At 76.8% G+C, this 9,874-nt stretch carries 10 protein-coding genes; 4 read left to right on the forward strand and 6 right to left on the reverse strand.

The features are described from left to right. Positions 1–108 precede the first annotated feature (108 nt). Positions 109–675 carry a hypothetical protein gene (locus ACFV6I_RS22825; protein ID WP_380344190.1) on the reverse strand — a complete coding sequence of 189 codons (567 nt, stop codon included), beginning with the start codon at positions 673–675 and terminating at the stop codon, positions 109–111. Positions 676–833: 158 nt separating this feature from the next. Next, a complete protein-coding gene (locus tag ACFV6I_RS22830; protein ID WP_063352882.1) occupies positions 834–1,487 on the reverse strand; it encodes a PH domain-containing protein in 654 nt (217 codons plus the stop codon). Between the two features lie 357 nt (positions 1,488–1,844). Here ACFV6I_RS22830 and ACFV6I_RS22835 point away from each other — a divergent pair, with 357 nt between their 5' ends. The 3 genes from ACFV6I_RS22835 (at position 1,845) to ACFV6I_RS22845 (ending at position 4,326) form a co-directional block, all read left to right on the forward strand. Then, positions 1,845–2,291, forward strand: coding sequence for a helix-turn-helix domain-containing protein (locus ACFV6I_RS22835; protein WP_063352883.1), 447 nt, complete (start codon positions 1,845–1,847; stop codon positions 2,289–2,291). Positions 2,292–2,449: 158 nt separating this feature from the next. After that, positions 2,450–3,055: a ParH-like protein gene (locus ACFV6I_RS22840; RefSeq protein WP_380427319.1), complete on the forward strand. Its 606-nt coding sequence runs from the start codon at positions 2,450–2,452 to the stop codon at positions 3,053–3,055. Continuing rightward, on the forward strand, positions 3,052–4,326 hold the full coding sequence (locus tag ACFV6I_RS22845) for an MAB_1171c family putative transporter (RefSeq protein WP_380427321.1): 1,275 nt from the start codon (positions 3,052–3,054) through the stop codon (positions 4,324–4,326). Before ACFV6I_RS22840 ends, ACFV6I_RS22845 begins: the two co-directional genes overlap by 4 nt. A gap of 65 nt (positions 4,327–4,391) precedes the next feature. On the opposite strand, the gene ACFV6I_RS22850 is transcribed toward ACFV6I_RS22845, so the two are convergent. The 3 genes from ACFV6I_RS22850 to ACFV6I_RS22860 form a co-directional block, all read right to left on the reverse strand. Further along, entirely contained in the window at positions 4,392–4,835 is a 444-nt protein-coding gene (locus tag ACFV6I_RS22850; protein ID WP_380344182.1) for a hypothetical protein, read from the reverse strand. A 79-nt stretch (positions 4,836–4,914) separates the two neighbouring features. Further along, positions 4,915–5,724 (reverse strand): helix-turn-helix domain-containing protein, encoded by an 810-nt coding sequence (locus tag ACFV6I_RS22855; RefSeq protein WP_380427323.1) that lies wholly within the window; start codon positions 5,722–5,724, stop codon positions 4,915–4,917. 18 nt (positions 5,725–5,742) lie between these two features. Then, the gene (locus ACFV6I_RS22860; protein WP_063352887.1) at positions 5,743–5,976 is read right to left on the reverse strand and encodes a hypothetical protein; all 234 of its coding nucleotides are present in this window, start codon (positions 5,974–5,976) and stop codon (positions 5,743–5,745) included. Positions 5,977–6,528: 552 nt separating this feature from the next. Between ACFV6I_RS22860 and ACFV6I_RS22865 the strand changes: the two genes are divergently transcribed. After that, positions 6,529–7,647 carry a DUF4037 domain-containing protein gene (locus tag ACFV6I_RS22865; protein WP_380427325.1) on the forward strand — a complete coding sequence of 373 codons (1,119 nt, stop codon included), beginning with the start codon at positions 6,529–6,531 and terminating at the stop codon, positions 7,645–7,647. 1,294 nt (positions 7,648–8,941) lie between these two features. On the opposite strand, the gene ACFV6I_RS22870 is transcribed toward ACFV6I_RS22865, so the two are convergent. After that, entirely contained in the window at positions 8,942–9,457 is a 516-nt protein-coding gene (locus ACFV6I_RS22870) for a cupin domain-containing protein (protein ID WP_380344170.1), read from the reverse strand. Positions 9,458–9,874: the final 417 nt, after the last annotated feature.

A 9,874-nucleotide genomic window follows, 5' to 3' on the forward strand; every position in this document is an offset into this window, starting at 1 on the left:
CGGCGCGGGTGGGTGGGTCGCGCCCCCCCCCCCCGGCGCCCCCCCCCCGGGCACCCGGGCCGCCGGCCCCGCGGGCCCGGGGGCCCCCCCCCGGGCCCGGGCGCCGGGCTACCAGGGGGTCGCGGCGGGCCGGGCGTTGGTGCCCGGGGCCTGCGCCGGCCTGGGCGCGGGGTTGGCTGTGGGCCGGGTGGCGGGGGCGGGCCGGGAGGCGGGCGCGGGCCGGGTGGCGGGGGCGCCGAAGTCGCCGACGTCGTCGGAGGAGGAGGTGCGGATGGCCCGGGGCGCGGAGGGCTGCAGGGAGTCGGCGGCGCGCACGGCCCGGACGGGGGCGAGGGCGGGGGCCGGGGCGAGGCTCTGGTCGAGGCGGACGACGAAGTTGACGTAGTCCAGGGGCTTGTCGGGCCAGTGGCAGTCGTTGCTGGTCAGCAGGCGGCTGCGGACGCCGTCGCGTTCGGTGACGGGTCCGGGGGTGACGCGCAGGTTCGGCTGCCAGCTGCGGCCCCACAGGTGGTGTTCCAGGGTCAGCGTCCAGCTGTCCTCGTCGACTTCCAGGGTGGCGCCGACCCGGCCGGGCAGAATCCGGGTGCCGTAGGGGCCGCGCACCACCGCGCGCTGGTCGAAGCTGGCGTTCTTGCCGACCACGGTGATCCGCCATGCGCCGTGGAACCTGAGCATCGCCGCACTCCTGACGTCCTGGCGCGCCGTCCGGGCGGGCGCGCTTCCGTCGGGGTCAACGGCTGCGGGGCGGTGGGCGGCTCAGCGGTGGGCGGCTCAAAGGGCCGGGCCGGCCGGGGCGGGCGGCGCGGACCCGGCTCGGGCGGTTCGGGCCCGGTTCAGGCGGCGTCGGGGCGGGCGGCGGGCCGGGCGGGGAGGGGCTCGCCGGGGACGCGCTCGCCGGGGGCGGTGTGGGCGAGCGCCGGGTAGCCGTGCGCGGTGAGGACGAGGTCGGCGTAGCGGCGGTCGTCGAAGGGGACGCCGTGGCGCCGGAGCAGGTCGAACAGTTCGGCGAGGCGGCGGTGTTCGGTGCCGCGCGGCAGCCCGTCGCGGGTGGTGCCCAGGATGCCGAGGACCGGCCCGTACAGGCGGGCGCCGCGGGCGATGCGAGCGGCGCGGGCGGTCCGGCGGGGTGCCGGGGTCAGGCGCAGCAGCAGGACGAGCCGGTGGGCGCCGGAGTCGGCGTCCTGCCCGGCGTCCATCGTGAGGCCCTGGATGTCGCGCCACCGGTAGCGGCGCGGGACGAACGCCCGGACGAGGGTGAGGCCGTGGTCGTCGGCGCGCAGCCAGAAGCCGTACGGGACGGGCAGGGCCACGCCCAGGACGGCCGCGCTCGACAGCAGCAGCGCGGGGACGGCGCCCATCCGGCCGGCGGCCCCGGTGTCGGCGAGCACGACGCCCATCGCCAGGGCGAGCACGCAGCCGACGGGGGCGCCGGCGGCTCGCCACAGGAAGCCCAGCCGCACCGTCTGGTGTCGCGGCGCCGTGTTCACGGGCGCTCCCTTCCCATGTCGTGCCGTCGGTGGGGCCGGCCGGTCCGGCCGGTCCCGTCTCGGGTGTCGATGCCTGGTGGTCCCAGGGGAGTCGGTCACACTACCGGCCTGCCGAGATCATTCGGATGATCCGGGGGAAACGTCAAATGTCTTTAACACGAACGGACTTGATGGCCAGTCAGCTCGATCGGACGGCCTGCGGTCCAGGATGTCAGCCACCGGTGGAGGGGTCAACTGACGTTGATTGGCGGTATCTTGTGATCCACGCCAGCTGATGCCGTTGGGTTATCGTGACCTGGCCGGCCCTGCCCGCCCGCCAGGAGGAGACGCGCGGGGCCCCGGTGAGGAGGGCGGGCCATGGCGGAATCGAACCGGGAGGACGGACCGGTGGAACTGTCCGGGCTCGCGGCCAGGATCGAGGCGCTGTTCCACACCGTCCGCAGGCCCGACCGCGAGCAGTACACCAACGAAGAGGTCGCCCGGGCCTGCCGCGAGGCGACCGGGGAGTCGTTCTCCACCACCTACCTGTGGCAGCTGCGCACCGGGCGCCGGGACAACCCGACCAAGCGCCACCTGGAGGCGCTCGCCCAGTTCTTCCAGGTCCCGCCCGCGTACTTCTTCGACGAGCGGCAGGGCGCGGAGATCGCCAAGGAGCTCGCCCTGCTCGGCGCGCTGCGCGACGCGGGCGTGCGCAGCCTGGCGCTGCGCGCGGTCGGCCTCTCCTCCGAGGGCCTGGACACGGTCAGCGAGCTGATCGACGTCATCGCCCGCCGGGACGCGGCCCGCCGGCACCCGGCGCCCTGACGCCGGCGGCGCGGACGGGCGCGCGGACGGGGGTACGGGCCGCGGGCGGGGCGGACGGAGTCCGGGGCCAGGAAGACGGGGGCCAGGCACGGAGGCGGAACCACGGCGGTCGGGAGATCGGGGGGAACGGGGCCGCTGATCGAGAAGGGGAACACAGCGTGCGGGACGACAGGTGCTACCGATCGGCGCTGCGCCGCTGCCGGCGGATGGCCGAACAGCTGGAACTGCCAAGCCCGTTCGACACCACCGTGCTACTGGAGCAGATCGCCCGCCGGCGGGGGCGGCCGATCGACCTGCTGCCGGTGGCCGCCCGGCCCAACGCGCCCTGCGGGCTGCTGGTGTCCACCCGGGAGGCGGACTACATCCTGTACACCGCCGACACCAGCGCGCTGCACCGCCGGCACATCCTGGTCCACGAGATCGCCCACCTGCTCCTGGACCACGCCGGCTCCGCGCCGCTCGGCCCGGCCGCGGACCTCCTGCCGCACCTGTCCCCCGACCTGGTCCGGCGGGTGCTCGGGCGCACCGGCTACGACGAGCCCCAGGAGCGCGAGGCCGAGCTGCTGGCCTCCCTCATCCTCAGCCGGGCCGCCAAGGCCGACGCCGCGCACCCGCCCGGCCCCGCCCCGCACCCGGACTCGCTGGACGTCCTGGACGTCCTGCTCACCGGCGAGCCCGGGCCCGGACCCGCCGGCGACCGGGCGGCCGACGGTCGGGCGGCGGGCGGTCGGGCGGCCGGCGACCGGGCGGCGGGGCGTCCGTGAGCGGCCTCGTCCTCTACGGCGTCGCGCTGTTCTTCGCCCTGAGCGCCTGGCACTTCGCCCGCGGCCGCCGGACCAACCCGCGTGCCATCGCCCGCTACAGCTGCTACGCCACCGCGCTGCTCGCCGCCGCCCTGCTGCTGCTCGCCCCGCCCACCGTCCAGGCCGCCGACCGGCTGCACCGGCTCGGGATCGCGCCCGCCCTGCCCGTCCTGCTCGGCGACACGCTGCGCATCGGCGCGGCCTGCGCGATCCGGCTGCTGGCCGGTGTCCTACGCGATCCCGAACTTCCCCGCCGCGCGGTGCGGCGCCAGCTGGCCCTGCTGGCCGGTGTCCTGGGGGTGCGGGCGGTCCTGTTCGTCGCCGCCGCGCCGGGCCTGGATGCCTCCGACCTCACCGCCGCGCCCTCCACCGGCGCCCGCCTGGCGCTGGCCGGGTACACCGCCGCCGGCGTGCTCTACCTCGCCTACTGCCTCACCGCCCTGCTGCGCCAGCTCGCCCGGCTCGCCCGCGCCGCCGCGCCCGGGCGGCAGCGCAGCGGGCTGCGGCTGCTCACCCTGAGCCTGGTCGCGGGCCTGCTGTGGAACGCCTGGGGCGTCGACGACGTCGTCCAGGCGGCGGCCACCGGCACCCAGGCCGGCGCCGAGGACGCCCTGTGCGGCGTCCTGGGCCTGCTGTGCGTGGCACTGCTGGCGACCGGCCTGGGCACCACGGTGTGGCCGGCCGCGCACGCCGCCGTCCGCGGCTGGCTGCGCGCCCACCGCCGCTACCGGGCGCTGGCCCCGCTCTGGCGGGACCTGCACACCGTGCTGCCGGAGATCGCGCTCGCCCCGGCCAGCCGGCTGCCGCTGCTGCCGCCGCGCGACCCGCAGTTCGCCCTGTACCGGCGGATCATCGAGATCCACGACGCCCGGCTGATCCTGCGCCAGCACCTCGACCCGCGCACCCCGCGGTGGCTCGCCGCCGCCACCTCGCGCTTCCCCCCGTCCGCCGCCCGGGCCGATGCCACCGCCGAGGCCGCCGCACTGGCCGCCGCACTGGAACGCGCGGCCGCCGGCGTCCGGCCCAACCCCGACACCCCGCGCACCGCCCCGGCGGCCGAACCGCCGCACGCCCTGGGGCCGGACCTGGAGTCCGAGGCCGACCACCTGGCCCACCTCACCCGCGTCTACGCCACCTGCCCGGCCGTCGCCGAGGTCCGCGCCCGTGCCCGCGCCGCCGCCCCCTCCCCCAGCGCCCCCGACCCCGACCCGGTCGCGAGCCCCGTGCGGTGAGCCGCCGGACCGGCCGGGGGCCACCCGGCCGGTGGAACGGCGGGAGCGGGCCGGGGCGGCGGCCGCTACCGGCGGACGGCCGCCAGCGAGCGCAACTGCACGTGGACGGCGCCCGGTTCGGTGCCGGTCAGCGCGGCGACCTCGGCGGCGGGCAGGGCGAGGACCAGGTGCAGCAGCAGGACGTCCTGCTGGGGGGCAGTGAGGTGGGCGACCGGGCCGAGCGGGCGCGGGCCGGCCAGGGCGCAGACGCGTCGGCGGACCGCCTGCCAGGCGCAGGCGGCCGGGCTGGCGGTGGCCAGGGCGTCGAGCCAGTGGCCGCTGAGGTCGTCGAAGGCGCCCTGGACGGCCAGCGGGGCGTCGGCCGCGGGGAGCAGCAGGGCGGCGTAGTCGAGGTAGTGGCGCAGGTGGAGGTCGTACAGCGCCCACAGGCCCAGCGCCGGTCCGGTGGCGGTGGTCATGGCGGTGGTCGTGGCGTTGGCGGTGGTCGGCTGTCGTGGTGGTGTCGGCATGGTTGATTCCCGAGGTGGCGCGGGTGGGTGCTGGTCCGCGGACGGGGCGCTGGTGGCGCGTTCCCGTCCGCGGACCGGGTCACACGAGTACCGGCGGGCCGCCGCCGGTGCCGTCGCGGCCCGTCGCAGCGGAGTGGCCGGAGTGGCCGGAGTGGCCGGGTTGGCCGGCCTCCTCGGCGCGGTCGGCGGCCAGGCTGTTGCGCAGGGTCACCCACAGTTTGAACAGGATGTCCGTCGGGGTGCCGCTGCTGGAGGACTGCATGGCCCGGGTGAACTCCCGTTGGTACGTACGGGAGTTGACCGGTGCCGAGGTGCGGGCGTTGTTCGTCCGCTCCCAGGCCGCCGCCCACAGTGCGCGGCGGGCCTCCTTGACCCCGCAGACCTCCATGTAGGTGAGGAACACCGCCTTGCGCAGCGGGGCCTCACCCCTGAGGACCAGCGCCAGGGTGCTGGAGGGCAGGCGCCCTCCCCCGGCCCGGGCCCGGCGGTCCAGCTCCTCCAGGGAGGGCCAGTCGGCCTTGCGCCGCATCTCGTGCATCGCCCGTCGCAGGTCGGCGAGGGAGTCGACCTGCTCGGGGTTGAGCCGTCGGGGCGCCCGGCGCTGGGTCCCGGAGGGGCGCGGGACGTGGGCCCAGTAGTTGGCCAGGGTCCACTTGCGGCGGGCCGCCTTGAGGTCGCCGTCGCAGGCCCGGGTGAGGGCCTCGACGACCTCCCAGTTCGGCATGGTCCGGCCGCTGGTGGCCCGTTGCAGGGTGGTCGGGTGGTAGTTGGTCCGGTCGGCGAGCTGACGGTAGGTCAGCCCCGCCTCTTCACGCTGCTCGCGCAGCAACGCGGCGAGCCGGCCCAGGGCCGGCTCGGTCGCCGCGATCGGTTTCTCCTGGCGTCCCATCGCGGTCCGGCGTTCCTTCTAGGCCCGCCCCTGCTGGAGCCTGGCATTCAACAGCAGTCCGCCGGTGGCCAGTTCGAGCGCCGCTCCCGCCGACATGCCCGTCCTCACCAGGGCGGCGGCCACGACGACCACGACGACGACCACGGCCGTCCGCACGGGGCCGGACGGCCAGGGCAGGCCCGGTCGCGGCGGCGCCGGGTGGCCGGCGGTGCAGTGGGCGGGGGCGCGCTTCTTCTTCCGCTTCCTCGTCATCGAGGACCTCCTATATCACCGTCTACTCCAACGGACGGGAACTTCGGTGGTTGGCGTCACGCGAGGAACCCGTTTCGCGCAACACTCTGTCAGGCGTACGGGTGATTCCCAATCGGTTCGGTGAACATCGCGAAGATTGATGCGCCAGAATCCCGGGCCCGGCCCGCGATCTCGTCACAACCCTGTGACATCAGTGCAGTTCAGGAACTCGAAACCGGAATTTGATGCATTTTTGTGCAACTCGCCCTTGTAGCCGTCCTGGCTGAATGTGACGATGTGCAGCAGCGTCATCCAGACCTGCGGGTCAGGAACCCGGGGGCGCTGTCTACTCCAAATTCTCGGGAACACCGGCAGCGGGCCGTGTTGGCGCATGGGCCCGTCCGAACAGCAGAGACCGCCCGGCCCCAGCGGCCCGAGCGGTCTCTCTGTGTTTGTCCGCCGGGGAAAAGGGCGGCGGCCGGCGGACACGGCAGCCGACGGAAGGGGTTTCCGGGAAGCGGTGGTCCGGAATCCGGTGGCCCGGGGCAGCGGGGTGTTGGCACAGTGGGCCCCATGACGACTCCCGATGATGGTGGCGCGTTCGTCCCCGGCCTGGAGCTGGCTCGGACGCTGCACGAGGAGGCCGTGCGCCCGCTGCTGGCCGAGGCGTTCCCCGGACTCGGGTACGCGGCGGCGCGGGTGGGCGCGGGCTCGGAGGTGCTGGGCTTCGACACCGCCCGCTCGACGGACCACGACTGGGGCCCGCGCCTGGAACTGTTCCTCTCCCCCGGCGACGCCGCCCGCCACGGGAAGCGGCTGCGCGAGGTGCTGGCGCACCGGCTGCCCCGGCAGGTGCGCGGCCGCTCCACGCACTTCCGGCGCGGCCCGGACCCGCTCGACCCGGTGCGCCACCCCGACTGGACCGAGGGCCCGGTGGACCACCTGGTCGAGGTCCACGACGTGCCCTCCTGGCTGGCCGCCCGGCTGGGCCCGGCGGCGGCCGGGTGGTACCGGACGGACCCGGGGGCCGGCGACTGGCTGGCACTGCCGCAGCAGCGCCTGGCCGAGGTGACCGGCGGCGCGGTGTTCCACGACGGCCCGGGCGACCTCACCGCGGCCCGGCGCCACCTGGCCTGGTACCCGGAGCAGGTGTGGCGCTACCTGCTGGCCTGCCAGTGGCGCCGGATCGAGCAGGAGGAGGCGTTCGTCGGGCGCTGCGCCGAGGTCGGCGACGAGCTCGGCTCGATGGTGGTGGCCGCCCGCCTGGTCCGGGAGGTGATGCGGCTGTCCCTGCTGATGGAGCGCCGCTACGCCCCGTACGGCAAGTGGCTGGGCAGCGCGTTCGGGCGCACCGGCGCCGCCGGGGAGCTGGGGCCGCTGCTGCACGGCGCGCTGACGTCCAGTCATTTTGCGGAGCGGGAGCGGTACTTGTGCGAGGCGTACGAGGCCGCGGCCCGCCGGCACAACGCCCTGGGGCTGACCGCACCGCTGGCGGCGGCCCGCCGGCCGTTCCACGGCCGCCCCTACCTCGTCCTGGACGCCGGCCGCTTCGCCCAGGCGCTGCTGGAGACGGTCACCGACGCGCGGCTGCGCGCCCTGCCGCCGGTGGGCGGCGTGGACCAGTGGACGGACAGCACCGACCTGCTCGGCCTGCCGCAGGCCGTCCGGACGGCGGTCGGCGCCCTCGGCTGAACCCGGCGGCCGGCGGAATTCGGGTACGGCGGCGCATTGCGGTGCGGGCCGCCGCCGGGCCAGCCTGTGGGGCGGACGCCGCGACCCGCGCGGACGCCACCCGGCCCGAGAGGACCCCGCCCGGTGAACGGCTTCGAGTACCTGCTCGGCATGCTGCTGGCCCAGCCCGTACGGGCCCGGGACGCGCTGCGCGCCCGCCTGCCCACCACCCGCCGGCTGCGCGCCCTGGCCTCCTCGCCGCAGGTCGAGGCGCTGCGGGCCGCCGAGCGCGAGCGGATCCGCCGGATGGTCGAGGGCCTGGCCGCGGTGGAGGGTGTGGCGCACCTGCTGACCCGCGTCGCCGACCACTGCGACCGCCCCGCCTCGCTCGGCCTGCTCACCACCACCGCCGAGGGCCGCGGCGTGCTGGTCTGCCGGATGAGCGCCGCCGCCTACTTCGCCACCGGCGAGGACATCACCGCCGTCCTGCCCAGGATCGAGGCGGCGGGCCTGGCCGACTGGGGCTTCCCGAACACCTGGGGCGACGAACCGCCGTACTCACCGGGCACGGTCGCCTACGCGCTGCGCTACCACCGCGACCGCGGCCTCTTCCCCGACGGCCGGCGGATGCCCGGCCCGAGCCTGTCCACCGCCGACGCCACCCTGGCCTGGGACCTGCCCGGCATCCCCCGCCCGGACCCGTACTGGCCGCGCCCGGGCAGCGACGTGTACTTCCGGCACGAGCAGATCCCGCCGGACGGCGACCCGGCCGCGCTGCTGCGGGCCGCCCGCGCCGAGGGGCGGGGCCCGGTGCTGGTGCTCACCTTCGGCCGCAACTGGACGGACACCTGCACGTACCACGCCGTGCCGCGCAGGCGCGGGCGCGGGCGCGGGCGCGAACCGGGCGGTGCGCCCCGGGGGGGGGGGGGGGGGGCGCCCCCGCCCCCCCCCCCGGGGGGGGGGGGGGCGCGCGCGCGGGCGCGCGGGGGGGGGTGCACGCCCCCGGCGGTCCCGGCCCGGCGGGGGCGGGGGCGCGGGCGCCAACGGGGATGCGCCCCCGGGGGGGCCGGGGGCGCCCCCCCCGCCCCCGCGCACGGTTCAGGCGCTCAGCACTGGGGCCGGCGGCCGTGGTTGGCCCCGCGCCGGGCCCGGGCCTTCTTCTTGCGGCGACGCTTCGACGACATGGCCACTCCTCTCGCAACCAGGACACCCCCGGCCTCCACCGTTCCACACCCGGCCCGCACCGGCCCGCCGGGAGCGGCCGTCACGGGCCCCGGGCGGGGGCTCAGGCGGGGGCTGGGCCCCGGGCGGGGCCTCAGGCGGGGGCGGCGCTGCGGTCGAGGGCGGCGCGCCAGGCGGGGCTGTCGACGTAGTGGTTGTCGAAGCGCCCGGCGGAGGCCGCGATCGCGCCCGGGTCGGTCTCGCCGCGCATCACGCGGCCCAGCAGGCGCAGGTAGTCGAAGCGGTCCATGCCCGGGGTGAACACGAACAGGACGTCGGCCTCGGCGCCCGGGGCGGCGGCGAAGGCGTGCGGGGTGTGCGGCGGCACGGCGAGGAAGTCGCCCTCGCCCAGGATCGTGACCTCCTCGCCGACCAGCACCTGCAGCGAGCCGCCGATCACGAAGAACAGCTCCCACGCCCGGGTGTGGAAGTGCGCGGGGGCCCCGACGGCGCCCTTGGCGAAGGTGGAGCGGTAGCTGGTGAACCCGCCCTCGGTGTGCGCCGAGTCGGCGAGCAGGGTCATGGTGCTGCTCGGGTCGGCGCAGGTCTCGGCCTCGGCGTGGCGGGTCAGCACGGGGGCGGCGGTGGCGGTGTTACTCGTCGTCGTCATGGGACCAGGCTAGGACCGGAAAGACCCGCTATCAGGTGGCAATTGAATGCCACTTTCACGGGTCAATTCCCAGGCCGGCGGCCGCTGGCAGACCGGCAGACCGGCCCGATGACGACGGGCGATCTTCTGCGGCACCAGGACGAACGGCGGGCCGAGGCCGCGTCCGCCTGACCCGTCCGTCCGTGCTACTCCCCCGGGCCCGCCTCCCGTCAACGCGGACGGCGCGGGGGCATCCGTTCGGGGGGCGGACGTGCGGCGCGGGCCGCTGTGCCCGTAGCGTCGTCGCTGCACACGGCGTAGGACGCGGGGAGGGTGTCGGCGATGGCGGGAGTGCCGGTCATGAGGGGTGGGCGGCGGCCCGGGCGGGGGGGGGCGGCGCCGGCGGGGGGGGGGGGGCGGGGGGGGCGGGGCGCCCCC

Origin of the sequence: Kitasatospora sp. NPDC059803 (assembly GCF_042732255.1) — a bacterium.
In the GTDB taxonomy this organism is placed as follows: Bacteria; Actinomycetota; Actinomycetes; order Streptomycetales; family Streptomycetaceae; genus Kitasatospora.